This is a genomic window from Pseudomonas piscis, assembly GCF_009380155.1.
Taxonomy (GTDB): domain Bacteria; phylum Pseudomonadota; class Gammaproteobacteria; order Pseudomonadales; family Pseudomonadaceae; genus Aquipseudomonas; species Aquipseudomonas piscis.
Map to the genome: position 1 here is coordinate 936,704 of NZ_WHUV01000002.1, position 24,335 is coordinate 961,038.

Consider the following 24,335-nt stretch of genomic DNA (forward strand, 5'->3'; position numbering starts at 1 on the left):
CTAGGCAGTGGCGCGATGGCGACCAATTCCCCTATTGGAGTACTCCCCCTTGACGGCATCCGGCAAATCGACGAAACCCTGCCAGGACACTTGCAATAGACCTTGGAGTAAAACCTTTGAGTAACCTGTTCAGGGAAGTCGGCCTGCACGCCAGCCTGGGGCGCACCCTCTCGCTGATCGGCCACCCACGCCTGTGGAAGCAGTTGATCCTGCTGTTGCACCAGGCCACGCCGTTCGACAACGCCCTGGCGATCTTCTACCCGGTGGACGGCCCGCCCCGGGCGCTGGAGGAGTACGACGCCGAACCCAGCAGCAAGCCGGCGTCGATGCTCACCTACCTCAATGGCCTGTATCTGCTGGACCCGTTTTTCCAGGCCTGTCGCGAGGGCTACCCCAGCGGCCTGTACCGTCTCGAAGAGGTGGCGCCGGACCACTTTCGCCAGAGCGAGTACTTTCTCAACTACTTTCACGACAACGTGCTGGAGGACGAAGTGCAGTTCATCCTGCAACTGCCTGGGGCCGGCACCCTGTCGCTGTCACTGGGCAGCCAGCGGTTGTTCAGCAGCGAAGCCATCGGCCAGCTCACCACCTTCGCCGCCTGGGTGTTGCCCCTCATGGAACAGCACTGGCAGCACAGCCAGGCCCGCCCGCAACTGCCGGCCGCCGAGGAAATGGCCAGCCAGATCCGCGATGCCCTGAGCCATTTCGGCAGTGGCGTGCTGTCGGAGCGGGAACTGGAGATCGCCCGGCTGATCCTGCGCGGGTTTTCCTCCAAGGCCATGGCCGAACGCTTGAAGATCTCCCCGGACACCGTCAAGGTCCACCGCCGGCACCTCTACGCCAAGCTGGACATCTCCAGCCAACCGGAGCTGTTCTCGTTGTTCATCCAGTCCCTGGGCCACGACCTGGAAAACCCCTGAGCCCGCGGCCGCTGCGCACCCGTGCGCAGCCTGCGGCAGCGGCCAAACGCAGCACGAACCTGTAGCCGCTGCTGAGCCTGCGAAGCTGCGACAAGGCCCACAGGGCCTTCTGGGGACCGCCTCGCCCCACCGACGCCGGCGGCAAAACGCCCTCAGGCATTCAATGAACGCGCGCGGTAGTCCCGGGGCGACTGCTCGAAGTGTTTCTTGAAGGTGCGGCTGAAATGCGCCGAATCGGTGAAGCCCCACTTGAAGGCGATATCGGTGATCGATTCGTTGCGCAGGTGCGGGTTGCTCAGGTCCGCCGCACTGCGCTTGAGCCGCGAACGCTGGATGAAGCGACAGACGCTGTCGCCCTGCTCCTCGAACAATCGGTACAACTGGCGCACCGAGATGTTCAACTGGCCGGCCAGGGCCACCGGGGTCAGCCCCGGCTCATTGAGCGATTGCTGGATCAGTTGCCGGGCCTGGTCGCGCAGGCACTGGCCATGCAGGGCTTCATCGTGACCGGCAAGACTGTCGGCGGTCTGGCGCAGGGTCGGGCCGAGCAAGGCGATCAGCGCCTCCTGCAAGGCCTGGCCCTCCTGTTGCGCCGCACAGCCATGCAGGTCGCCGGCGCAGATCTGCTCCACCAGCAGGCGCATCAGCCGGCCACTGGCGCAATTCTGCGACAACTTGCCGAACTTGCGTTGTTGGGCCGGCAGGTGCCGGTAGACCTCCTCCCGGCACAAATGGAACGAGGCATGCTCGATCAAGCCATGGGGCACGATTTCGCAAGCTCCGGCGGAATCCAGCAGGGCCATGTCGCCAGGCGCCAGTTCCACGCTCTCGCCATCCTGGCTCAGGCGCGCATGCCCGCTGCGCTGGACGATCAGGAAACAGTGCCGATCGTCGGCCTGGTCGGCCCGGGTGCCTTGCCGGGAAATCAGCCCGGCATTGGTGCGGATCTGCGCCACCTCCAGCCCGGCATAGTCCTGCAAGCCCACTTCGCCGATGAACAGCGCGGGGTTGTGCGCCGGGCGGGCATCGAAACGACCGCAGACGCCCTGCAGGGCGCCCAGCCAGGAACTGAAACTTTGGGAAGCAAGCACTGTGCACCTCCAGGAGCCGGTTCGGGCCGCCATTGTTTTTATGGCGATATCATTAACATGTTATCTATTTGCCAGGCAAGGCGCCCGGCAGCAGGAATAACCTGTCACGGCTCAAGCAGGGGTCGTGCCAATGGACGCTTCAGTAATCCGCCAGCAAGCGCTGCAGATGACCGAGGCTGCCCAGCAGCGCCTCTCGTTGCACAGCATTCAAACGGATATAGCGGCGCATGCCCGGCAGGCGATTGACCACCTCGCTGGCGCCGAAGTGCTCCAGGCGCACCTGCCAACCCTGGTCATCGCGGTGCAGCTCCAGGCGCTTGAAATCCAGGGGCAGCAACTCGGCCAGCAGCTGTGGGTCCTGGCACAGGCGCTGGAGAAGAGGCGTCCAGCCGGCCTGCTCGCCGTCACGCACGCGAGCGGCAAGCCCCTGGCGGCGAATTGCCCCGGTATGGCGCAAGCTGATGCGCGCCCGACCCGGCCCGGCAGCGGGCACCCGCATCTGCCATTGGCACACCACGATATGCATCAGGAACTGCGCCTGGGGGCACTCCGCCACTTCGAACTCCAGGCCGCGCCGAGGGCAACGAAAGCGCCCCTGGGCTGCGCCCTGGCTAACATAGTCGAGCCCCGCCAAATCCCGGCGCAACTGGCCCAGGGTCAGCCCCGGGCGATAACCCGAGGGTGGCCGGTGCCACAGTTCAAAGAGGTTTTGTCGCCAGCTTGAAAGGTTCATCGGCCACCTCCTGCCGAGGGTTCGGGAGATCTTCCGGGGCCAAGCCCAGGGCCTGTTCCAGCACCTCTTCCACCGGAACCGGGCGAAACGGATTGACCTTCTGCACCACCAGGGTCCAGACCAGCGCATACGCCGCGGTCAGGCCCAGCATGCTGCCGAACGGCAAGTAGATGTCCCTCGGGTTCATCCCCGGTGGAGTGATGAACCACATGCCCAGCAGGATGCCCACCGAAGAAAGGATCTGCGGCAGTGGGAACCACGGCGACTTGTAGGGCCTTGGCAGGTCCGGCCGGCGAATGCGCAGCATCACCACCGACAGCGTGACCAGCAGATACGCCGTGCTCCAGGCACAAACCGCCGCCAGCACCAGGTGCATGATGCTGTCGGTGCTGCCGCCCAGCCACCAGGCGTGCAGGCAAGGAATCAGCACCGCCACGGCGATGCACAGCAACGGCGTCTTGAAGCGCGGATGCAGGTAGGTGAACACCTTCGGCAAGGCGCCGTCCTGGGCCATGCCATAGAGGATGCGCGGTAACCCGGCCATCAGCGTATTGATGGTAGCGGCACCGGCGAACAGCAGGCCGATCCCCAGCCAGATCCGCCCGAACGGACCCATGATCTGCTCGGCGAAATGCGGGATGGCCATGGGTGTCTCCAGCAGGTGCACGCTGCCGTCCTCGCTCAGGGCGACGTTGGCCACCTGGCGCTTCATCGCCGCGCCATAGATGAACATGCACACCGCGACCCCCACCAATCCCAGGGCCATGGCCCGGGGAATGGTCCGCGAGGCCTTGCGTACGTCCGGGGTCAGGGGCGTGACGAACTCGCAGCCGACGAACATGAACATCGCCATGCCCACCAGGGACAGGATGGTGGGCAGGTCGGTGCCCACCGTGGAAGCCCCGAACCAGCCATCGAGCTGCACCGCCGGGGCCTTGAGCACGCCCATCACGCCGAAGATGATCAGGGTGCTCCACATGCCGAAGGTCAGGATCACCTCGGCGCGGCTGAAGGCCGTGATCCCCACGGCGTTGAGCAGGCCGAAGAACAGCACCAGCCCCACCCCCACCAGCCAGGCGCTGCCGCTCTGCTCCAGCAGGGTATTGAGGGACTCGAAATTGACCAGGGCCATGACCCCGCTGAGGATGGTTTCCGCGGTGCCGGCGAACACGTGGACGATCAGGTAGGCCGACAGGGTGCCGGTGATGGCGAAGAAACGCCCCAGGCCGCAGGCCAGGTAGTCATAGACCGAACCGTTGGTGGGCAACAGGCAGGCCGCTTCGGCGAAGGTGGTGGACTGCGCCAGCATCATCAGCAGGGCGATCACCATGGCGGCGGCGAAGGCCCCGCCGCCGATGCCGAAACCGGTGGTGGCGGTGAGGATCACCGGGCTGGCCATGATCAGGCCCACGGCACTGGCCAGGGCCGTGGGAAAACCGACGACACCCTGGTGCAGGTGCCGGTTGAGTCTGTCGTTGAGCGACATGCTGGTAAACCTCGAAAGCATGGGTTGATGATTATTGTTCTAGGCATTTCAAGGGCACGCGTGGCCGCAATGCTCGGCTGTCTGGCGCAGCCTGGAGTCGTCCCGCAGGGCTGGCCTGCGGGGTCTGGCTCAATAGGCGATGCACACCGACTTGTTCTCGGTGTAGGCCTCGATGGCCGCATGGCCCATCTCGCGACCGATACCGGACTGCTTGTAGCCACCGAAGGGCATCGATGGGTCGAGCATGTTGTGGGTGTTGACCCAGACCGTACCGGCCTTGATCTGCGGGATCAGTTGCATGACCTGCCCCAGGTCGTTGGACCAGATGCTCGCGCCCAGGCCGTACTGGTTGTCGTTGGCCAGCGCCACCACCTCTTCCAGGGTGTCGAAAGGCATGGCGACCACCACCGGGCCGAAGATTTCCTCGCGCACCAGCTGCTGCCCGGCCTGCACATCGGCCACCACCGTGGGCCTGACATAGAAGCCGCGCTCGCCAAAGGGCGTACCACCACACAGCACCCGCGCGCCCTCCTCGACTCCGCGCTCGACCATCTGCAGTACCCGGCGCTGCTGCTTGGCCGAGATCAGCGGGTTGATCTGCGCCTGTTCGTCCAGGCCCGGGCCGATGCTCAGCGAGCCGGCAATGGCCACCAACCGGTCGAGCACCTGCTGATAGATGCCGCGCTGGATGTACAGCCGCGAACCAGCAGTACAAACCTGGCCCTGGTTGAAGAAGATCGCCGCACTGGCGCCAGCGGCAGCGCTGTCCGGATCGCAGTCATCGAGCACGATCACCGGCGATTTGCCACCCAGTTCCAGGGAAAATCGAGTCATGTTTTCCACCGCCGCATGGCCGATCAGCTTGCCCACCTGGGTCGAGCCGGTGAAGGCCAGCTTGTCGATGCCCGGATGGGCCGCCAGCGCCGCCCCGGCCCCGGCACCAGTGCCGGTCACCACGTTGACCACCCCGGGGGCGATGCCCGCCTCCAGGCACAACTGGCCCAGGCGCAGCGCGGTGAGCGGGGTCTCGTCCGCCGGCTTGAGCACCACGGTGCAACCACAGGCCAGGGCCGGAACGATCTTCCAGATGGCCATCAGCAGCGGGAAGTTCCACGGCACGATGGCCCCCACCACGCCCACCGGCTCCGGCACCGTGTAGGCCCGGTACTGCGCGCCGGGCACTGCGGCGATGGACACATCCAGGCTCTTGCCCTCGATCTTGGTCGCCCAGCCGGCCATGTAGCGGGTGAACTCCGCCGCCGCGCCCACTTCCAGGGCCCGGGCCAGGTGGATCGACTGGCCGTTGTTGAGGGTTTCCAGTTGCGCCAGCTCCTCGCCATTGGCCTCGAGCAAATCCGCCAGTTTCAGCAACAGGCGTTCGCGATCGGCCGGGCGCTGCGCTTTCCAGCTACCTTCGAAGGCGCGCCGGGCAGCGCCCACCGCCAGGTCGATGTCGGCCTGGGCGGCCATGGCCACTTCGGTCAATTGCTCGCCGGTGGCCGGGTTATGGACCGGCATCCGCGCCCCGGAGAGCGCCGGGCGGCTATGGCCGTCGATCAGCAGGCCGTGCTGGCTGTCTATGAATGCGGCGACACGTGGGTCGATGGCAACGCTCATCGTCAATCCTCTTGGTTGTACCTGTTGACCGAGACTCTGAGCCCAAAGCCCGATGCCGTCTTGATCCTGGCTGCCGCAAAACTTGGCGCTGGCTGCCAAGCCCGACAGGCTCGACAAACACCTGGCAGCCTGGATCAAATGCCCTGGCACACAGAGGCAAGCAACACGTCGGCCAATCGCGCCCTAATGGTCCCAAGCTGTTCGAGCCCTATCAGGAGATCCAACGTGAGCCAAACAAGCCATTTCTGGCATCCCATGCTGCACCCCAACGAGATGAAGCAACGCGAGCCGATCCGCATCGTGCGCGGCGATGGCTGCTATGTGTACGACGACCAGGGCCGTCAACTGGTGGATGGCGTGGCCGGGTTGTGGAACGTCAACGTTGGCCACAACCGCAAGGAAGTGAAGGCGGCCATCACCGCCCAGCTCGATGAGCTGGAGTACTTCCAGCTGTTCGACGGGGTCAGCCATCCCCGCGCCGAGGAGCTGTCGCGGGTCTTGATGAACCTGCTGGAACCTGAAGACATGCGCCGCGTAGCCTTCAGCTCGGGCGGCTCGGACGCTATCGAAAGCGCCCTGAAGCTGGCTCGCCAGTACTGGAAGCTCGAGGGCCAGGCCGATCGCACCAAGTTCATTTCCCTGCGCCAGGGCTACCATGGCACCCACTTCGGTGGCGCCTCGGTCAACGGCAACACGGTGTTCCGGCGCAACTACGAGCCGCTGCTGCCCGGTTGCTACCACATCGACACCCCGTGGCTGTACCGCAACCCCTACAGCCAGGACCCGGAGGAGCTGGGCAAGATCTGCGCCGACCTGCTGGAGCGGGAAATCCAGTTCCAGAGCCCGGACACCGTGGCGGCCTTCATCGCCGAACCGATCCAGGGCGCGGGCGGGGTCATCGTGCCGCCGGCCAACTACTGGCCATTGATCCGCGAGGTTTGCGACAAGTACGGCGTGCTGTTGATCGCCGACGAAGTGGTCACCGGCTTCGGCCGCAGCGGCTCGATGTTCGGCAGCCGCCTGTGGGGGGTCAAGCCGGACATCATGTGCCTGGCCAAGGGCATCACCTCGGGCTACATCCCCCTGGGCGCCACCGTGGTCAACCGGCGGATCGAGGAAGCGTTCGAGAAGAACGGCAACTTCACCGGCGCCATCATGCACGGCTACACCTACGCCGGGCATCCGGTGGCCTGCGCCGCGGCCCTGGCCTGCCTGGACATCGTGGTCAAGGAAGACCTGCCGGCCAACGCGGCGAAGATGGGCGACTACCTGCTGGCCAAGCTGCAGCCGTTCGTCGAGCGCTTCGACAGCGTTGGCGAAGTGCGTGGCCAGGGCCTGATGGTGGCCCTGGACCTGGTGGCCGACAAGAGCACCCGCGAGCCCATCGACCCCACCAGCGGCTACGCCAACCAAGTGGCGCAGATCGCCCGGGAACACGGGGTCATGGTGCGCCCGGTGGGCACCAAGATCATTCTCTCGCCGCCTCTGGTGATCCAGCCGGCGCAGGTGGATGTCATCGTCGACGCCCTCGCCCAGGGCCTGAACCAGGCCCGGCGCTGACCGGCCCACCGGCGCTGCCCGCATTCGCGGCGGGCAGCGCCGGCACTCTCCAATGGCCGGCCGCCATCGCGCGGCCCGCTACCTGCGCCAGCCCCGAGCCCCTGCCCAGCGGGCAGCCAGGAGTCTTCCATGCACGCAGTCGCCATGCCCCATGAGCTGGGCCAACGCTGCATCGCCGCCTTCACCCGGGTAGTGCCCGCCACCCTCTGCGCCTTCTACCGCATCGACCCACAGTTGCAAGCCCAAGACTTCGCGCTGTACCGCATGCCCGAACAGATGCACCAGGCCTACCTGCAACGCTATCGGCGCTACGACCCGCTGCAACCACAGCTGTGCGCGGCCGCCGGGCGCCCGGTGCTGTCGCTGCACATGGGCATGGCCCGCCAGGATCGTCACGACACCCTGGTGTACCAGGGCTTCCTGCAGCGCCACGGAGTGCTGGATGTGGTGGAGATCCTGGCCTGCGACAAACAGCGCCCCATCGCCGGGCTTTCGCTGCTACGCGACGCCAGCCTCGGGCGCTTCAGCAACGATGAGCTGACCACCCTGCAAGCCTTGCAGGGGCTGCTGGAAATCGCCGCCCGGGCCCCGTGCCCCGAGGCCGACCCGCGCTTGGCCGGGCTGACGCCCCGTGAACGGGAAATCGCCTGGCTGCTGCGCGACGGCGCGGACAACAAGACCATCGCCCGGCGCCTGGACCTGGGCCTGCCCACGGTCAAGACCCACCTGATCAACCTGTTCCGCAAGGTCGGCGCGGGCAACCGCACCGAACTGGTAAGCACGCTGTTCCTCTGAAACAGCCAGGACTCAACCATCCGGTTGATGGGCAGGCGCCGCACCAGGCCCGAACATGCAGCTCTACGACAACGCACAAGAGCCTTGCCATGAACCAGCAACCTGAATGGATCACCGTCGGCGCCCTGGCCGACGGTTTTGCCGGCGACAACCACATCCTCCCCGCCCGCGACGATTTGGCCGGGCGCCACCTGACCCTGCACTTCGACAACGGCTGGCAGATCGAGCATCGCTTCGGCGCCGCCACCCTGAGCTGGAACAACATCGGCGAAAGCGCCGGCGAGGAACTGGCCTACCGCGCCACCTCGCTGCGCCCCGGCCTGTACCTGGTGGATTTTCTCAAGCAGGACCAGGGTGCCACCCATTCGGTAAGCCTGGTCCTGGACCTGGAGCGCCAGTGCTTCACCGCCGTCCTCGGGCAGATGCCCAGCCGTGACGAAACCCGGACCGATTTGTTCAGTCGGGCCCTGGCCGGCGGCGAGCTGACCAGCGTCAAGGCGCAGTTCCTGCACGGTGCCATCGACCGGCCATGCACCGCCGACACGCCACGGCACGCCCCCACGGAGGAACTGATCGGCCTGCGCAACCAGTACGTCTACAGCGCCAGCGAGGCCTACGAACACGTCTACCTCAATGCCGACTTCTACAGCTGGCAGTGCCTCAAGGGCGTCGAGCAAGGGCTGGCGGACACCGACCGCTGCCACTACTACAAGGTCGCCGAGCAGCTGTACCTGTTCGTCTGGCGGGAAAAGATCGTCCCGACCCTGGGCCTGGTGCTGATCGACCTCGCAGCCGGGCGCAGCGACGGCAAGATCTTCGGCTACCAGGGCGCGGACTTCGAAAGTTTCGCCAACTTCCCGGTGGGCGCCCTGGCCCGGGTGCTCAATCGCACCAGCCATTGCTGAGCCTTTGCCACCGCACATTTTTCACAGGACCTTGCCATGACCCTGGGACTCGACCTGCAACGCGTCGCCGACTGCTACCAGAGCGAACTGCAACTGTTTGCCGAACGCCATCCGCGCTCCGGCGCCTTCTACCGCCAGAACCTCGAGCATTGGCTCTACGGTGCCCCGCTGCACTGGATGCAGCAATGGCCCGGCTCGTACCCGATCATGGTGGCCGACGCCCAGGGTGCGACCCTGACCGACTGCGATGGCCGGCAGTACGTCGACTTCGCCCTGGGCGACACCGGGGCCATGTTCGGCCACGCCCAACCGGTGGTGGCAGCAGCCATCGCCGAGCAAGCACGGCATGGCTCGACCCTGATGCTGCCCACCGCCGACAGCCTGTGGGTCGGCCAGGAGCTGAGCCGGCGCTTCAAGCTGCCCTATTGGCAGGTCACCACCTCGGCCACCGATGCCAATCGCTTCGTCTTGCGCCTGTGCCGGATGATCACCGGCCGGCAGAAAGTGCTGGTGTTCAATTGCAACTACCACGGCAGCGTCGACGAGTCCCAGGTGGAGTTCGATGCCGGCGGCCAGATGATTCCCCGTGAAGGCGTGCATGCCAACGGCCTGCATCACCAGGCCACCACCCGCCTGGTGGAGTTCAACGACCTGCCGGCCCTGGAAGCGGCCCTGGCCCATGGCGACGTGGCCGCGGTACTGACCGAACCCTTCATGACCAACGTCGGCATGGTGCCGCCGGCGCCGGGCTTCCATGATGGCCTGCGGCAACTGACCCGGCGCTACGACGTGCCGCTGATCATCGACGAAACCCATACCCTGTCCTGCGGCCCTGGCGGCTACTGCGGCGAGCATGGCCTGGAACCGGACTTCTTCGTCCTCGGCAAGTGCATCGCCGGGGGCATTCCCACCGCGGTCTGGGGCGCCAGCCAAGCCATGGCCGAGCGGATCTGGCAGGTCCTGCCGCACTTTACGCCGGGCCAGGCGATCAACCATTTCGGCTTCGGCGGCACCCTGGCCGGCAACGCCCTGCAGATGGCCGCCATGCGCGCCACCTTCAGCGAGGTGATGAACGAGGCCAACTACCAACGTATGTTCCAGCTGGCCGAACGCCTGCGGGCCGGGGTCGAGGCGATCATCCAGCGCCACCGCCTGCCCTGGCACGTGACCCGCATCGGCGCCCGGGTCGAGTACCTGTTCATGCCCCATGCCCCGCGCAACGGCGGCGAAGCCCACCATGCGCGGCACGGGCTGATCGAGGCCTACCTGCACCTGTACCTGCTCAATCGCGGGGTGCTGCTGACGCCGTTCCACAACATGGCCCTGCTGTGCCCCAGCGCCAGCGAGGAGCAGGTGGACCTGCACAACCGCCTGCTGGACCAGTGCCTGGCCCAGGTGCTGCCGGGAGCAGCTTCATGAGCGGCGCACAGGCAGGACGCATCGCCCTGGTCACCGGCTCCGGCCAGGGCATCGGCCGGGCCATCGCCCAGCTGTTCGCCGCCCAGGGCGCCAAGGTGATGCTGGCCACCCGCAGCGCTGCCGCCGGCGCCGAGACCCTGCGCCTGATCCGCGAGGCCGGCGGCTGCGCCGAGCTGCTGGCCATCGACCTGGGTACCCGGGCCGCCGCCGAGCAGGCCGTGGCCGCTACCGAACAGGCCTTCGGCGGCCTCGACCTGCTGCTGCACAACGCCGGGATCTTCCCCATGCAGCGGCTCGCCGAACTGGAGGACGCGACCCTGGACAGCACCCTGGCGGTCAATCTCAAGAGCTGCTTCTGGCTGGCCCGGGCCGCCCTGCCGGCGCTGCGCCGGGCCCAGGACCCGCGGATCGTCGTGACCTCCTCGGTCACCGGGCCGCGCACGGCGATACCCGGGCTGGCCCACTACGCGGCGTCCAAGGCCGGGGTCAACGGGTTCATCCGCGCTGCGGCGCTGGAGCTGGCGGAATACGGGATCACGGTCAATGGCGTCGAGCCGGGGTTGATCGCCACCCAAGCCACCGACAACCTGGGGGATGCCGGTGCCCTGGCCGGGCACATTCCGCTCAAACGCCTGGGCGCGCCCCAGGACATTGCCTGGGCCATGGCCTTCCTGGCCTCCCGGCAAGCCGGCTACATCACCGGGCAGACCCTGGTGGTGGATGGCGGCGCCTTGCTTGCGGAGAACACCCAGATCTAGCAGGAGGTTGAAGAACTACCTGCGTTGCCATCGCGGCGTTAAAAACAAGCTGGTGCGCCAGCCCGGTCAAAATGCTCATTCAGCACTCGTAAACTGCGCTTTTTCGCCTGTTTTGCCTTGCGCTGGCTGCCTTGCCTAGGTTTTTCAACGGCCTGTTAGCGGCTTGGGCTGTCAGTTGCCGCTGCGGATCTTGTTCCACAAACGGGTGCGGAGCCGGTCGATATCCAGCGGCATGGCCTGCAAGGCGAACAGCTTGTCCATCATCGCCGGACTCGGGTAGATCTTGGGGTCGCCCTTGATCGCCGGATCCACCCGGCTGTCGGCTTGCTGGTTGCCATTGGCGTAATGCACGTGGTTGCTGACTTCGGCCATCACCTCGGGACGCAGCAGGTAGTCCATGTAGGCGTAGCCGGCCTTCTCATCCGGGGCGTCCACCGGCATGGCCACCATGTCGAACCACAGCGGCGAACCCTCCCGGGGAATCGAGTAACCGATCTGGATACCGTTGCCGGCCTCCTTGGCGCGGCTTTCGGCCTGCAGGATGTCTCCGGAAAAGCCCACTGCCACGCAGATGTTGCCGTTGGCCAGGTCGCTGGTGTACTTCGAGGAATGGAAATAGCTCACATAAGGCCGGACCTTCATCAGCAAGGCTTCGGCTTTTTTGTAGTCCGCCGGATTCTTGCTGTGGTGCGCCAACCCCAGGTAGTTCAGGGCTGCCGGTATCAGTTCCGGGCCGTTGTCCAGGATCGCCACCCCGCACTTCTGCAACTTCTGCATGTACTCGGGCTTGAAGATCAGGTCCCAGGAATCCAATGGTGCATCGTCCCCGAGCACTGCCTTGACCTTGGCCACGTTGTAGCCGATGCCCGTGGTGCCCCAGAGGTAGGGGAAGCCGTACTGGTTACCCGGATCATTGACCTCAAGGGCCTTGAGCAGCACCGGGTTGAGGTTCTGCCAGTTGGGCAATTGGGTCTTGTCGAGCTTCTTCAGGGCCCCGCCCTGGATCTGCCGGGCCATGAAGTGGTTGGAAGGAAAGACCACGTCGTAACCGGATTTTCCGGTCATCAACTTTCCGTCCAGGGTTTCGTTGCTGTCATAGACGTCGTAGGTGAAACCGATCCCGGTCGCCTTCTGGAACTGGCGGTTGGTGTCCGGTGCGATGTAGTCGGACCAGTTGTAGATCTTCACCGTATCGGCGGCCTGGGCCAGGGCGGCGGCCAGGCACAACGGGCTCAGCAGCAAAGCGCGAGTCTTGCGGGTCATGGAGCGATACCTGTGGTTGGTTTTGTTATTGGCAGGCAGTTGGCGATTAGAAGATCAGGACGTAGGTCTTGCGCACAGTCTCGAGGATGTCCCAGGTCCCGGTGCTGTTGGCCGGCAACATCAAGGCATCGCCGGCCTGGATGTGCACGGTTGCGCCGTTGTCGGGGGTGAAGGTGCAGCGGCCCTGGATAAAGTGGCAGAACTCCTGGGCGACGATCTGTCGCCGCCAGCGCCCTGGCGTGCACTCCCAGATGCCGGTCTCGACTCCGTCGCTGCGCTCCACGGCGGTGACCGAGGTCACGGCCAACGGCTCGCCAAGTGGCACGGCGACCGGAGCCGATTGCTCGAGGATGGCCGTGGCGGTGTTCTTCAATTGCGTGATGCTCATGGTGCTACCTCAGGCGGAAGCGCCGAGCGCACAGCGCCCGGCAGGTGAAGCCGGGTCAGTGCATGAAGCCTTCCATGAACCCGGCGATCCGGCTGGCCATCCTGCGCCGCCAGGGAGCCGTGGCCGGATTGGCCAGGGTCTGGTCTTCGTGAACGAAGCTTTGAATGATCGCGTTGTAGCCCAGCCAGCGGCACGGCTCGGGCTCCCAGGCCCGCAGTCGCTCCAGGCCGCCTTCGGGCAGGACCCAGGGCTGGCGTACCAAGGGGCTGTCACGCTGCAGAATCAGCTCGGCCAGCGTCCGGCCGCCCAGGTTGCTGGCCCCCACTCCTTCGCCACCGTAGCCACCGGCCAGGGCGATGCCCTTGCGGCGGTCGCAGAGCATGTGCGGATGGAACTGGCGCGACATGCCCAGGTTGCCGCCCCAGGCATGGGTGATGCGCACGTTCTTGAGTTGTGGAAACAGCTCGCCGAACAGGTAGCGGCGCAATTGCACTTCGTCCTCGCTCAGGTTGAAGTCGTGGCGCAGCTTGCCGGCGAACTGATAGCCACCCCGGGCGCCGAACACCAGGCGGTCGTCCAGGGTGCGCTGGCCGTAGGTGACCTGGCGACTGCCCTCGCTGAAGGCCTGGCCCTGGCTCAGGCCGATCTCGTCCCAGGTGGACTGGGGCAGCGGCTCGGTGGCCACCAGCAGGCTCTGCACCGGCAGTTGGTAGCGCCCCAGGGGTGCCAGGGTCACCGAATAGCCCTCCACCGCCGGTACTATCCAGCGGCTGCGCACCGCCGCCCGTGGAGTCTGCAGGCTGCCGGACTGCCAATGGGTCACCGGGCTGTTCTCGTAGAGCGCCACCCCCAGGCGCTCCACCGCCCGGGCCAGGCCGCGCACCAGCTTGGCCGGCTGGATGGTGGCGCAATGGGCAGCCTGGATCGCCCCATAGGCATTGGCCACGCGCAGTTGCCCAGCCAGTTGCTCGGGAGTCAGCCACCGGTAGTCGGCCTCGCCCAGGCCCTGGTCATGCAGATGCGCCAGGTACTGGCGCAGGCTGGCGTGCTGCTCCGGATAACGAGCGGCGCAATACAGCACGCCGCCCTTGCGGTAGTCGCAGTCGATGCCTTCACGTTCGATGACGTTAGCCACCTCATCGGGTATGTCATGCAGCAGTTCATAGGAGGCCCGGCGCTGTTCGACCGGTAGCGGTGCCAGCAGGCGGTCCTCGCCCAGCAGGTTGCCCATCAGCCAGCCGCCATTGCGCCCGGAGGCACCGAAACCGGCGATCTGCGCCTCGAATACGGCGATCTTCAACCCCGGCTCCAGGCGCTTGAGGTAATAGGCGGTCCACAGGCCAGTGTAGCCGGCGCCGATGATCGCCACGTCCAGGTCCAGGTCCCGTTCCAGGGCTGGCCGGGGGGTTAGCGGCTCGTCGAGCTGATCCATCCACAAACTGATATTGCGCCAAGCAGGCATGCCAACACTCCGCCAACCGAACTTTCGATGGGCCGATGCTAGTGCCCCGTCTCAGGCGCTGTCTTGTGCCCGTGCACGCAAGGAAATTTCCCGGGCATAGGCCTTGGGGGTCTGGCCGGTGTGCTGGCGAAAGCAGTTGTAGAACGCCGACAGTGAATTGAAGCCCGCGGCGAAGGCCAGCTCATCGATCCGCAGCGGCGGCACAGCCTGCTCCAGAGCCGCCAGCACGTGTTGCAGGCGCGCCTGGTTCACGTAGCGGTAGAAGCTCTGGCCCAACACCTGGTTGAGCAGGTAGGAAATCTGGTTGCGGCTGTAGCCGGATTCGCCAGCCACCCGTTGCAGGTCCAGCTCCGGGTCCAGATAGGGTTGCTGACGCTGGAAATACTGCTCCAGGTCGTCGGCCATGCGTCCCAGCTGGCGCGGTGACAACCCCAGGCGGCTGGCTGCCGGGCGCGGGCCGCCGGCAGGCTGGGCCGAAGACCCCTCGCGCACCAGGGCCGCATATTCGTTGACCCGCCAGATCAGGCCGTCACGCACGGTGATCGCTTCGCTGGCCCGGAACGACACCAGCCCCTGGCCGCCCCTCAGGGTCACCTGGTACTGGATGAAAGCCGTGTCGCCATCCAGGCGGATGCGATCGCAGTGCTCCAGGGTCTCGTCCGGGGCCCGCGGCATGCTGGCCTGCACGTATTCGCGCAGCTCGGCCAGGGCCAGCGTGCGGTTCTGGAAGAAGTCGTTGTATTGGATCTGCGGGTGATACAGCGCCATCACCCCTTCGAGATCGCGCAGTTTCCAGCACAGGTGGTAGCGCATCACCGCATCGCCGGTGATGGCGGCTTGCAGGGGCCCATCATCAGCGGCAGCCATAGATTTTCCGAGAAGAAAAAAGTGCAGCTTGCCGAACTTGCCGACAAGCGGCAATCACCACCCCGATAACTGGGACAAACAACACGCTCGGTCATCCAATGCAGACGTGACTGGCATCAAACTTTCATGAACGAACCGCCGGACGGTGGCCAAAAAAACTGCAAGCGCCCATGACCCGGTGCTATTTTTAGAGCCTCAACCGAGCGGCTCAGCGACGAGCCCTCGTTCCTACCGCGAGCACAAGGAAGCGCTCAATGAATCAAGGTGGGCCATCGATGAACACAGTCTGGGCCAGCAAAGTCACCTTTCCCAACGCCTGCCAGCTGATGCGCTGGCATTTTCATCCCATGGGTTTCGAAGCCAGCATGGATGCGCCTGGCAGCATGATCGCCCGGCTCTTCGACCGCGCCAGCGGCGAAACCATGATCGCCATAGCCGGTATTCCCTGCGCAACGGTGATGAGCGCCGCAGACGTCGAACGAATAATCGAGGCGGTGGAGGATGAGCTGGAGGCCTTCTCGCCCTCCCTGGCCCTCAAGGCCTGATCCCCCTTCACCCAGGCCCGCCCAACCGGCGGGCTTTTTCATGGCCGTTGTCGCAGATCCTGGAAGTACGGCTTGTCCTTCGGCACCCGGTCCGAGGCCCTCGGAGCATTGCCTGCACTGGAGTCCTGGCGCTCGACATACCAGTAGCAATGCTTGACCGCACGGGTGATACCCACATAGGCCAGACGCAGGATCTCGTCTTTCTGGGCGCTGTCGTAGGGCGTGGCGTCGCCGTCCTTGCCCAGCCCGGCCATGCGATACACCTGGTTCTTGTACGGTGAGCTGCTCAGGTGCTGGCAATCGCCCAGCAGGAACACCACATCCGCCTGCAAGCCCTTGGCGCTGTGAAAGGTCAACTGCTTGAGCCGGCGAGCCGCCAACGGCAAGCTAGAATCAACATTAACTATTTGTGAAATACTGTTTTCAATCAATAACTTATCGCTACCTTTTCGAAACAGCATCAAGATCGAATCACCCTGTCGATAGTGCTCCGCCAAACGCAGGGCCAAGCCTTCGTCATCCCGATCCAGCACCTGCACCGGCCATGGTTCGCGGGCCTCGCCGCTGGCCTTGGCCTTTTTCCCGGCGATGGCCGGGGCCGCACGGACAATGTGCTCGGCGGCATCGATCACATGCTGATGACTGCGGTAGTTCTCGCTGAGCATGACCCGGGTGGTGCTCGGCGAAACGAACTCCTTGTTGAACTCGATGAAGTAGCGCGGCGAGCTGCCACGCCAGCCATAGATCGACTGCCAGTCGTCACCCACGCACAACAGCGAGGAATGCTGTGCCCCCCGCCCCAGGTGCAGGGCTGCGCCACGGCGGCGGATCTCGCCGAGGCTGGCCTTGATCCAGGAGACGATCTGCGGCGAAACATCCTGGAACTCGTCGATCATCAGGTGCGACATCGGCCTCAGGCAGGCGTCGGCCAACAGTTTGAAGTTCTCCGGCGAACGCTCGCTGAACAGGGCGAACATGCGGTTGTAGGTCATGATCGGTGGCGACTGGTCCAGCAGATGGTCCTCCAGGGCACGCCAGAACAGGCTCAGGGCCTCGAAGAAGTACCGATCCGGGTCGTCCTGGGCAAAGCTCATGCGGCCCACGGCGTCGCCCACCTCCAGCCCCAGGTTCTCGATGAACCCTGCGGCGGCGACGAAACAGTCCAGCAGCGGTGCCGAAGCCAGCTCGCCCTTGACCCGGTAATCGAAGCCAGGGCCGGTACTGGCCTGGGCCGAAAAAGCGCCGAGCGCGCGCTTTGAATCTTCATAACTATCAAGCCAAATCAATGGCTTACGACAGAAAGCTTGAAACAGGGTGCGCTTTACCGCCCACTCCGCACGGACGCTCAGCTTGGCCCCGGGCCGGGTGATCTGCGGGTTTTCCCGCGGGTCGAAGCCCAGCACCACCCAGGCATCGAGTTCGGCGCAGTAGCCATGGCAGTGGAACGGTGCGCCGTTGATCTCGAAGCGCTGGCGCTTGGGTTCGATACCCTTGATCGGCCAGGCCCCGGCCCTGAACCACAGGTCCTCGAGGGTGTCGCACAGTTCTTCATCGCGCTTGGCCGCCAGTTCGGTGACGGCCATGCGCTTTTGCACATCCGGGTGGTCACGCTCCAGCTCCTTGAGTTGCAGGGCGTGGCGCAACAGCGGTTTCAAGGCCTGGCGAAAACGCTCGTCGTTGTTGTACAGCGCCTGGTAGCAGGCATTGAGGTGCTGGCGCTGGGCATCGTTGATGCGCAGGTCGAAGGGGTTGCTGTCCACCTCGGCATCGTGGCCCGGTTGCCGCTCGTTGAGGTTCTCGAACGCCTGCAGCCGCTCGAACCCCGGCAGGCTGCGAACCATGGGCAGGATCCGTGAATGGAAGGTGCGCACCAGGTCCCGGGCCTGCCGGGCATCCAGTTGCCGGTCCCACAGGGCGAACACCTGGATCAGCTTGGCGATGAAATCCTTGCGCGACTCCCGGGTGAAGGTCACCACGGTCATGGAGTCCAGCTCGAACCCCAGGTAGTGATGGAGCAACAGCAGACGCAGCACCAGCGAGGTCGACTTGCCGGCCCCGGCGCCAGCGATCACCGCGGTAGCTGGAGTGTCGCTGAAGATCATTTTCCATTGCGCGGCGCTGGGCTGGGCCTCGGGCGCCAGCAAGCGCGCGACATCGGCCTTGAAGCGCTTCTTCAGCTCGGCCCCCAGGGGCAGGCGCCAATCGTCGAACAACCGGTCATCCACGCCAGGGGGCCTGTGCTCGGTATCGCGGCTGTCGCGGATCAGCAACACCTGGCGGCCTTCCTCCAAGCCTTCGAGTCGCCCCTCGCGGTAGCCGTACTCCACGCCCGCGGTATGGCCACTGCGAAAGCCATCGGCCTGGCCGTGCAGCCAGGAAGCCCGATGCTGGGCTCGCAGGCGGGTCAGGCCGTGGCCGAAGAAACGCGCCGCCAGGCGCTTGAACAACGACATCTGGGCCAGGGGCATGAGCTCGGGGGGCAGATCGGGGGTGTGTTGCGACACGCGGACTCCAGGGTGTGGTGCTTGAGCGGTAATGGTCGCTGGATTTTCTCGGAGCATCCAGCGAATTGCTTGCAGGTCATCAACTTAAGCGATGAAGCGAAGGTTTGACACCAGCTTTCGCCTCGAAAAAACATCTAATTTATCGATTGGATAAAGGCATTTTTTGCGCTTTTTATCGATCAATGACTGATAGAAGATGCACGCCATCAACCCACGGCTATCGTCCTTGGCCAGGTGCAACATGCCATGACGAGCCTTGATCAGGAGACGATCATGCTTGAACTCAGACCCTTCAGTTCCCTGGGCGGCGCCAACCACGGCTGGCTGGATGCCCATCACCACTTTTCCTTTGCCGAGTACTACGATCCCGAGCGCATGCACTGGGGCAACCTGCGGGTCTGGAACGACGATGTGATCGCCCCTGGCACCGGCTTCCCGCAGCATCCGCACCGGGATATGGAGATCATCACCTATGTGCGCGAAGGCGCCATCAGCCACCAGGACAACCTGGGCAACAAGGGGCGTACCGAGGCTGGCGACGTGCAGGTGATGAGTGCCGGTACCGGCATCGCCCACAGCGAGTACAACCTTGAAGACACGCCAACCAAGATCTTCCAGATCTGGATCATCCCCAACCAGGCCGGTTCTGCACCTTCCTGGGGTGCCAAACCGTTTCCCAAGGGGCAACGTGAAGGCTTCGTGACCCTGGCCAGCGGCAAGGATGGCGACACACAGAGCCTGCGCATCCGTGCCGATGCGCGGTTGGTGGCAGCCAACCTCAAGGCCGGTGAAAGCGCCGAGTACCACCTGGACGCCGGGCGCCGCGCCTACCTGGTGCCGGCCACCGGGGTCATCGAGATCAACGGCTTGCGCGCCGAAGCTCGAGATGGCGTCGCCGTACAGGATGAACGGGTGCTACGGGTAACCGCCGTACAGGACAGCGAGATCGTCCTGGTGGACCTGGCCTGAGACCGGACACGGCATAGCGGCGAATAAAAAAGGGGCGACCGTGATGGTCGCCCCTTTTTTATTGCCGGCAATCGCCTGATCAGTTACCGCTGATGGCGCCATCCACCAGGGCCTGGGCTTGCTCTACCAATTGCTTGAGGTGATCGTCGCCGATGAAGCTTTCGGCGTAGATCTTGTAGATGTCCTCCGTGCCCGACGGCCGAGCGGCGAACCAGCCGTTCTCGGTCATGACCTTCAAGCCACCAATGGCCTGGTCGTTGCCCGGAGCGTGGCTGAGGATCTGCTGGATCGGCTCGCCCGCCAGCTCAGTGGAGGTCACCTGCTGTGGCGACAGCTTGCTGAGCAACGCCTTCTGTTGCGGGTTGGCCTTGGCATCGACCCGTACCGAGAACGGCTGGCCCAGCTCACCGCACAATGCACGATAGGCCTGGCTCGGATCGCGCCCCGTGCGAGCGGTCATTTCCGCCGCCAGCAACGCCGGGATCAGGCCGTCCTTGTCGGTGCACCACACACCGCCATCCCGACGCAGGAACGAAGCACCCGCACTTTCTTCGCCGCCAAAGCCCAGGGAGCCGTCGAACAAGCCGTCGGCAAACCACTTGAAGCCCACCGGCACTTCATACAAGCGCCGGCCCAGGCGGGCCGCCACGCGGTCGATCAAACCGCTGCTGACCACGGTCTTGCCTACCGCGGCATCGGCACGCCAGTGCGGACGGTTCTGGAACAGGTAGTCGATGGACACCGCCAGGTAGTTGTTCGGTGCCAGCAGGCCACCGCTGGGGGTGACGATGCCGTGGCGGTCGTGATCCGGGTCGCAGGCGAAGGCCACGTCGAAGCGCTCCTTCAGGCCGATCAGGCCCTGCATGGCGTGGCTGGAGGATGGGTCCATGCGGATCTGCCCGTCCCAGTCCACCGACATGAAGCGGAAAGTCGCGTCGACCTCACGGTTCACCACGTCCAGATCCAGCTTGTAGTGCTCGGCGATCGCCGACCAGTAGCGCACCCCTGCTCCGCCCAGCGGATCCACGCCCAGGCGCAGCTTGGCGTTGCGTATGGCATCCAGATCGATGACGTTGATCAGGTCGGCGACATAGCTATTGAGGTAGTCGTGGCGATGGGTAGTGTCGGCCCTCAGCGCCTGCTCATGGCTGATGCGCTTGACCCCGGCGAGCCGGGCCGCCAGCAGTTCGTTGGCCTTGGCCTCGATCCACTTGGTGATATGGGTATCGGCCGGGCCGCCGTTGGTGGGGTTGTACTTGAAGCCACCGCTTTGTGGCGGGTTGTGCGACGGCGTGATGACGATGCCGTCCGCCAGGCCCGAGGTACGACCGCGGTTGTAGCAAAGGATGGCGTGGGACACCGCCGGCGTCGGCGTGTATTCGTCGCCTTCGGCGATCATCACGGTCACGCCGTTGGCGGCCAGCACTTCCAGGGCGCTGGCCCCGGCCGGGGTGGACAGGGCGTGGGTATCGATACCGAGGAACAGCGGGCCATCGATGCCCTGGGCTTCGCGGTACAGGCAGATGGCCTGGCTGATGGCCAGGACGTGCCATTCATTGAAACTCAGGTCGAACGAGCTGCCACGGTGCCCGGAGGTACCGAAGGCCACGCGCTGGGTAGGAACCGATGCATCAGGCTGACCGGTGTAGTACGCCGTAACCAGTCGCGGGATGTCGACCAACAACTGCGTTGGTGCCGGTTTGCCCGCAAAAGGACTGAGAGTCATGCAAAACCTCAAAAAAAGGATGGTTCGGAAATGCCGCGCAGTTTACTGGCAGTTCGACCATCGCGCGACGGAATCTATCCCGGGATCGACAGCAAGATTTATCGACGGATATACGCCCGCAATACCGGCCATGGGCGGTAGCAGGGAGCAAGGAAGGAAAGAAGGAAGGAAAAAGCACCAGGCCCCGCGACTGGGGGCCTGGGATCGGGTCAGGCCGGCTCGACCTGCAAGGCGACTCGTTCGCGGCATGGGCATTCGTCCATGTAGCGGTGCGCCTGGACGAACTCGTTGAACGGGAACACCCGGGTCTTGAGCGGCAGCAATACCCGGTCGGCGGTCAACTGGTTGATATCGCGCAGGGCGCGCTGCAGCGCCACCTGGTCCTGGCTGATGCCCAGCTCGGGCTTGCCGGTGAAGTTGCCGATGCAGTGCACGAAGAACTGGATGTTCTTCTGGAACGCCGCGCAAGCCGGGAACGGTGTCTGGTTGCCGCCCTGCAAGCCGTACAGCACCAGGCTGCCACGGGGCGCCAGGACATCGCCGAGCATCGACATCTGCGGCCCGCCGAGGCCATCGAAGACCACGTCGACCCCACGGCTGTCGGTGAGCTTGTTGACCTGCATCAGCAGGTCCTGCTCCTCGGTGACTATGACTTTTTCCGCCCCCAGGGACAGCAGGTATTCACGCTCGTCGGCATTCTTGGTGACCGCGATCACCCTTACGCCCAAGGCCTTGCCCAGCTGCACGAAGGCCGGTCCGGCGCAGTGGCTGGCATCGGTGACCAGAGCGAACTGCCCGGGCTTGACCCGGGCCAGGTCGGCGTAGGCGAAGTAGGCGATCAGCAACGGCGTGTAGTGCACCGCCGCCTCGATCGGGCTCAAGACCTCCGGATAACGGGTCAGGGCCGAGCGCGGCAAGACGATCTGCTCGCCATACACCGGGTAGTCGTTGGGGCTCTCGGCGGGGAAGCTGGCGACCTTGTCGCCGACCGCCAGGTCCTCGATCCCCTCGCCCACGGCGGTGACCACACCGGCCATCTCATGGCCCAGGCCGGAAGGCAGGCGGGCATGGGAGGAAGCCAGGTTCTGCCGCCAGAGCACGTCATACCAGCTGATACCGATGGCTTCGACTCGTACCTGCACTTCGCCTGGCGCAGGCAACGAGGCCGCATGCTCTTCGCATTTGAGCACCTCGGCCGCTCCAAACTTGTGAAAACGAATCGTGCGGGACATCGCAAACCTCGTCAAAAAATAACCTCTAATGCCGCGGACTTTATCCGGGCTTTGAAAGCAAGACTATCAGTGCCTATTAATAGTCGACATGCCTGTCATCGATTCCGTGCCCTTGAAAATCGGGGCTGGGCGGTCTGCGAGCCGCCTGCCAGGCAATTTAGCCGGTGCAGAGTAGCAGCCTTTACCCGTAAGATTCACGCCGGCCATTGTTTCGATATGGCCGCTCCAGTCAAGCTCGCTGAATCTGCCAGGACTCCAGATGAATCGTAATGACCTGCGTCGTGTCGACCTGAATCTGTTGATCGTGTTCGAAACATTGATGCACGAACGCAGTGTGACCCGCGCCGCCGAGAAACTGTTCCTTGGCCAGCCCGCCATCAGCGCGGCCTTGTCGCGCCTGCGCAACCTGTTCGACGACCCGCTGTTCGTGCGTACCGGCCGTAGCATGGAGCCTACCGCCCGGGCGACGGAGATCTTTGCCCTGCTGTCCCCGGCCCTGGACTCGATCTCCACCGCCGTGAGCCGCGCTGCCGAGTTCGACCCGGCCACCAGCAATGCGGTATTTCGCATCGGCCTGTCCGACGACGTCGAGTTCGCACTGCTGCCGATGCTGCTCAAGCGCCTGCGCGCCGAAGCCCCTGGCATCGTGCTAGTGGTGCGCCGGACCAACTACCTGCTGATGCCCTCGCTGCTGGCTTCCGGGGAGATCTCCATCGGCGTCAGCTACACCACCGACCTGCCGGCCAACGCCAAGCGCAAGATCCTGCGCCGCAGCATGCCCAAGCTGCTGCGCGCCGACACCGTGCCCGGTCCCCTGGGCCTGGACGACTTCTGCGCCCGCCCCCACGCCCTGGTGTCGTTCGCCGGCGACCTGAGCGGCTTCATCGATGAAGAACTGGAAAAGCTCGGGCGCAAGCGCCATGTCGTGCTGGCGGTGCCTCAATTTAACGGCCTGAGCACCCTGCTGGCCGGCACCGATATCCTCGCCACCGTCCCCGACTACACCGCCGAAGCCCTCACCGCCGCCGGCGGCGTACGTGCCGAAGACCCGCCCCTGCCGGTGCGCAGCTTCGAAATGCACATGGCCTGGCGCGGCTCCCAGGACAACGACCCCGGAGAGCGCTGGCTGCGCTCGCGGATCCAGATGTTCTTCGGCGACCCTGACAGCCTTTGACTGGACTCAACCAATAAATACGTTAACAAACAAGTAGTTAAGGTAAATTCACATCCACTACTGTCCGTCGCACTCCGCTAGTTTCCAAGGCTATCGGGGGGATCTTTGAGGGTACTTTTCACTCCTCGAGAAACGGTACCTCCAGCGATGTCCCCCGAAACTTCACCAAAATTCCGGCGTAAGCTCAGCGATGCCTTCATCCGCCGATATCGAGCAATTGATCAGCTTGAACACCATCGCTCCCACTCGCCTGGCAAGTGCTATTGCACCTAGGTCACCTGGTTGAAAACGACATACCTCTGATTGTGACAGAACAGTGATTCAGCGATGACCAGCAGGCCTAGCAGGTACGTGGCCATTGCGGTTCTGCCAGGCTGAAGTTTTGCAAAGTGCTGAACCAGAGACTCGCGCATGATTGCCATATGCCATCATCCAAATCAGAATACGCCCAAAGGAGATTTGGTCAGGTCATGTCGATCATAGAAAGGATGCCGTTACGTGCCTTATGCGCTGGGAAGATCCAGACCCAACGCGTGTCCGTTCTGGATCAGGCACCGAAGCTTACCTCACCCTGCACGGGGGGAGATCGTTCCCTTCTCACTACCGAGTGTCGCACCTCCTCTCCTCTGCCAAAAAGTACCGATAGCCAGAACATATTATCCGTGCGGGGCCACTGCCCTGACTGTTGGTCGTTCTCGGATCCTACCCAGACCTCCTCCTGTGCCGGCGTCGTTTCAACGCGCTCACCGGGCACCATCCAGCTTTTCACTCGCAAGACGTGGTGGCTTCGTGGGCAATCCTCTCGCTTCAATGCCCACCGCCACTCAGACAGTAATCAACCACCACACATCAGGCGTTGCTTGCGGCGTGCGAAACCGCAGCAGAAGGCGATCGAGCTACTCGGTTCGCCCCCATTCCGGG

Annotated in this window: 20 protein-coding genes; 9 read left to right on the plus strand and 11 right to left on the minus strand. The window is 64.4% G+C overall.

From position 1 onward, the window contains the following. Positions 1-116 precede the first annotated feature (116 nt). Positions 117-920, plus strand: a complete 804-nt coding sequence (locus GDH07_RS14260; protein ID WP_022638930.1) for a helix-turn-helix transcriptional regulator — start codon at positions 117-119, stop codon at positions 918-920. Between the two features lie 152 nt (positions 921-1,072). On the opposite strand, the gene feaR is transcribed toward GDH07_RS14260, so the two are convergent. The 4 genes from feaR to GDH07_RS14280 form a co-directional block, all read right to left on the minus strand. Beyond that, positions 1,073-2,011 carry a transcriptional regulator FeaR gene (feaR, locus tag GDH07_RS14265; RefSeq protein WP_343038235.1) on the minus strand — a complete coding sequence of 313 codons (939 nt, stop codon included), beginning with the start codon at positions 2,009-2,011 and terminating at the stop codon, positions 1,073-1,075. Between the two features lie 139 nt (positions 2,012-2,150). Further along, entirely contained in the window at positions 2,151-2,744 is a 594-nt protein-coding gene (locus GDH07_RS14270; RefSeq protein ID WP_152897957.1) for a DUF3156 family protein, read from the minus strand. Next, positions 2,710-4,230, minus strand: a complete 1,521-nt coding sequence (locus GDH07_RS14275) for an APC family permease (RefSeq protein WP_053129436.1) — start codon at positions 4,228-4,230, stop codon at positions 2,710-2,712. Before GDH07_RS14275 ends, GDH07_RS14270 begins: the two co-directional genes overlap by 35 nt. 129 nt (positions 4,231-4,359) lie before the next feature. Further along, the gene (locus GDH07_RS14280) at positions 4,360-5,847 is read right to left on the minus strand and encodes an aldehyde dehydrogenase family protein (RefSeq protein WP_152897958.1); all 1,488 of its coding nucleotides are present in this window, start codon (positions 5,845-5,847) and stop codon (positions 4,360-4,362) included. A 225-nt stretch (positions 5,848-6,072) separates the two neighbouring features. On the opposite strand from GDH07_RS14280, the gene GDH07_RS14285 reads away from it, so the two are divergent. The 5 genes from GDH07_RS14285 (at position 6,073) to GDH07_RS14305 (ending at position 11,284) form a co-directional block, all read left to right on the plus strand. Beyond that, on the plus strand, positions 6,073-7,407 hold the full coding sequence (locus tag GDH07_RS14285) for an aspartate aminotransferase family protein (RefSeq protein ID WP_343038236.1): 1,335 nt from the start codon (positions 6,073-6,075) through the stop codon (positions 7,405-7,407). Positions 7,408-7,536: 129 nt separating this feature from the next. Next, positions 7,537-8,202, plus strand: coding sequence for a helix-turn-helix transcriptional regulator (locus tag GDH07_RS14290; RefSeq protein WP_152897960.1), 666 nt, complete (start codon positions 7,537-7,539; stop codon positions 8,200-8,202). Positions 8,203-8,291: 89 nt separating this feature from the next. Further along, the gene (locus GDH07_RS14295; RefSeq protein ID WP_152897961.1) at positions 8,292-9,107 is read left to right on the plus strand and encodes a molybdenum cofactor biosynthesis F family protein; all 816 of its coding nucleotides are present in this window, start codon (positions 8,292-8,294) and stop codon (positions 9,105-9,107) included. Between the two features lie 36 nt (positions 9,108-9,143). Beyond that, positions 9,144-10,526, plus strand: coding sequence for an aspartate aminotransferase family protein (locus GDH07_RS14300; protein ID WP_103325099.1), 1,383 nt, complete (start codon positions 9,144-9,146; stop codon positions 10,524-10,526). After that, positions 10,523-11,284: an SDR family oxidoreductase gene (locus GDH07_RS14305; protein WP_152897962.1), complete on the plus strand. Its 762-nt coding sequence runs from the start codon at positions 10,523-10,525 to the stop codon at positions 11,282-11,284. Before GDH07_RS14300 ends, GDH07_RS14305 begins: the two co-directional genes overlap by 4 nt. 171 nt (positions 11,285-11,455) lie before the next feature. On the opposite strand, the gene GDH07_RS14310 is transcribed toward GDH07_RS14305, so the two are convergent. The 4 genes from GDH07_RS14310 to GDH07_RS14325 are packed head-to-tail and all read right to left on the minus strand — an operon-like array spanning position 11,456 to position 15,264. Next, positions 11,456-12,547 carry a polyamine ABC transporter substrate-binding protein gene (locus GDH07_RS14310; RefSeq protein WP_152897963.1) on the minus strand — a complete coding sequence of 364 codons (1,092 nt, stop codon included), beginning with the start codon at positions 12,545-12,547 and terminating at the stop codon, positions 11,456-11,458. 46 nt (positions 12,548-12,593) lie between these two features. Further along, a complete protein-coding gene (locus GDH07_RS14315; protein ID WP_022639895.1) occupies positions 12,594-12,935 on the minus strand; it encodes a cupin domain-containing protein in 342 nt (113 codons plus the stop codon). Positions 12,936-12,990: 55 nt separating this feature from the next. Next, positions 12,991-14,397 carry an NAD(P)/FAD-dependent oxidoreductase gene (locus GDH07_RS14320; protein WP_152897964.1) on the minus strand — a complete coding sequence of 469 codons (1,407 nt, stop codon included), beginning with the start codon at positions 14,395-14,397 and terminating at the stop codon, positions 12,991-12,993. 51 nt (positions 14,398-14,448) lie between these two features. Then, entirely contained in the window at positions 14,449-15,264 is an 816-nt protein-coding gene (locus GDH07_RS14325; protein WP_152897965.1) for a helix-turn-helix transcriptional regulator, read from the minus strand. A gap of 275 nt (positions 15,265-15,539) precedes the next feature. Here GDH07_RS14325 and GDH07_RS14330 point away from each other — a divergent pair, with 275 nt between their 5' ends. Continuing rightward, a complete protein-coding gene (locus tag GDH07_RS14330; RefSeq protein WP_053129414.1) occupies positions 15,540-15,809 on the plus strand; it encodes a DUF1652 domain-containing protein in 270 nt (89 codons plus the stop codon). Between the two features lie 38 nt (positions 15,810-15,847). Here the strand turns inward: GDH07_RS14330 and GDH07_RS14335 are convergent, their stop codons facing one another. After that, positions 15,848-18,313: a UvrD-helicase domain-containing protein gene (locus tag GDH07_RS14335; RefSeq protein ID WP_343038237.1), complete on the minus strand. Its 2,466-nt coding sequence runs from the start codon at positions 18,311-18,313 to the stop codon at positions 15,848-15,850. A gap of 273 nt (positions 18,314-18,586) precedes the next feature. Here GDH07_RS14335 and GDH07_RS14340 point away from each other — a divergent pair, with 273 nt between their 5' ends. Beyond that, entirely contained in the window at positions 18,587-19,282 is a 696-nt protein-coding gene (locus GDH07_RS14340) for a pirin family protein (protein WP_152897967.1), read from the plus strand. A 79-nt stretch (positions 19,283-19,361) separates the two neighbouring features. On the opposite strand, the gene pgm is transcribed toward GDH07_RS14340, so the two are convergent. Further along, positions 19,362-21,008 carry a phosphoglucomutase (alpha-D-glucose-1,6-bisphosphate-dependent) gene (gene pgm, locus GDH07_RS14345; RefSeq protein ID WP_152897968.1) on the minus strand — a complete coding sequence of 549 codons (1,647 nt, stop codon included), beginning with the start codon at positions 21,006-21,008 and terminating at the stop codon, positions 19,362-19,364. Between the two features lie 209 nt (positions 21,009-21,217). After that, positions 21,218-22,240 carry a zinc-dependent alcohol dehydrogenase family protein gene (locus GDH07_RS14350; protein WP_022639901.1) on the minus strand — a complete coding sequence of 341 codons (1,023 nt, stop codon included), beginning with the start codon at positions 22,238-22,240 and terminating at the stop codon, positions 21,218-21,220. A gap of 259 nt (positions 22,241-22,499) precedes the next feature. On the opposite strand from GDH07_RS14350, the gene GDH07_RS14355 reads away from it, so the two are divergent. After that, complete coding sequence (locus tag GDH07_RS14355) at positions 22,500-23,414, plus strand: LysR family transcriptional regulator (protein ID WP_152897969.1); 915 nt, start codon at positions 22,500-22,502, stop codon at positions 23,412-23,414. Positions 23,415-24,335 lie beyond the last annotated feature (921 nt).

What these genes read in the sequence shown, in the direction of transcription:
- GDH07_RS14270 (WP_152897957.1), bottom strand. Translation starts at nt 2,744, where the DNA reads ATGAACCTTTCAAGCTGGCGACAAAACCTCTTTGAACTGTGGCACCGG.
- GDH07_RS14275 (WP_053129436.1), bottom strand. Translation starts at nt 4,230, where the DNA reads ATGTCGCTCAACGACAGACTCAACCGGCACCTGCACCAGGGTGTCGTC.
- GDH07_RS14280 (WP_152897958.1), bottom strand. Translation starts at nt 5,847, where the DNA reads ATGAGCGTTGCCATCGACCCACGTGTCGCCGCATTCATAGACAGCCAG.
- GDH07_RS14290 (WP_152897960.1), top strand. Translation starts at nt 7,537, where the DNA reads ATGCACGCAGTCGCCATGCCCCATGAGCTGGGCCAACGCTGCATCGCC.
- GDH07_RS14295 (WP_152897961.1), top strand. Translation starts at nt 8,292, where the DNA reads ATGAACCAGCAACCTGAATGGATCACCGTCGGCGCCCTGGCCGACGGT.
- GDH07_RS14300 (WP_103325099.1), top strand. Translation starts at nt 9,144, where the DNA reads ATGACCCTGGGACTCGACCTGCAACGCGTCGCCGACTGCTACCAGAGC.
- GDH07_RS14305 (WP_152897962.1), top strand. Translation starts at nt 10,523, where the DNA reads ATGAGCGGCGCACAGGCAGGACGCATCGCCCTGGTCACCGGCTCCGGC.
- GDH07_RS14310 (WP_152897963.1), bottom strand. Translation starts at nt 12,547, where the DNA reads ATGACCCGCAAGACTCGCGCTTTGCTGCTGAGCCCGTTGTGCCTGGCC.
- GDH07_RS14315 (WP_022639895.1), bottom strand. Translation starts at nt 12,935, where the DNA reads ATGAGCATCACGCAATTGAAGAACACCGCCACGGCCATCCTCGAGCAA.
- GDH07_RS14320 (WP_152897964.1), bottom strand. Translation starts at nt 14,397, where the DNA reads ATGCCTGCTTGGCGCAATATCAGTTTGTGGATGGATCAGCTCGACGAG.
- GDH07_RS14325 (WP_152897965.1), bottom strand. Translation starts at nt 15,264, where the DNA reads ATGGCTGCCGCTGATGATGGGCCCCTGCAAGCCGCCATCACCGGCGAT.
- GDH07_RS14330 (WP_053129414.1), top strand. Translation starts at nt 15,540, where the DNA reads ATGAACACAGTCTGGGCCAGCAAAGTCACCTTTCCCAACGCCTGCCAG.
- GDH07_RS14340 (WP_152897967.1), top strand. Translation starts at nt 18,587, where the DNA reads ATGCTTGAACTCAGACCCTTCAGTTCCCTGGGCGGCGCCAACCACGGC.
- pgm (WP_152897968.1), bottom strand. Translation starts at nt 21,008, where the DNA reads ATGACTCTCAGTCCTTTTGCGGGCAAACCGGCACCAACGCAGTTGTTG.
- GDH07_RS14350 (WP_022639901.1), bottom strand. Translation starts at nt 22,240, where the DNA reads ATGTCCCGCACGATTCGTTTTCACAAGTTTGGAGCGGCCGAGGTGCTC.
- GDH07_RS14355 (WP_152897969.1), top strand. Translation starts at nt 22,500, where the DNA reads ATGAATCGTAATGACCTGCGTCGTGTCGACCTGAATCTGTTGATCGTG.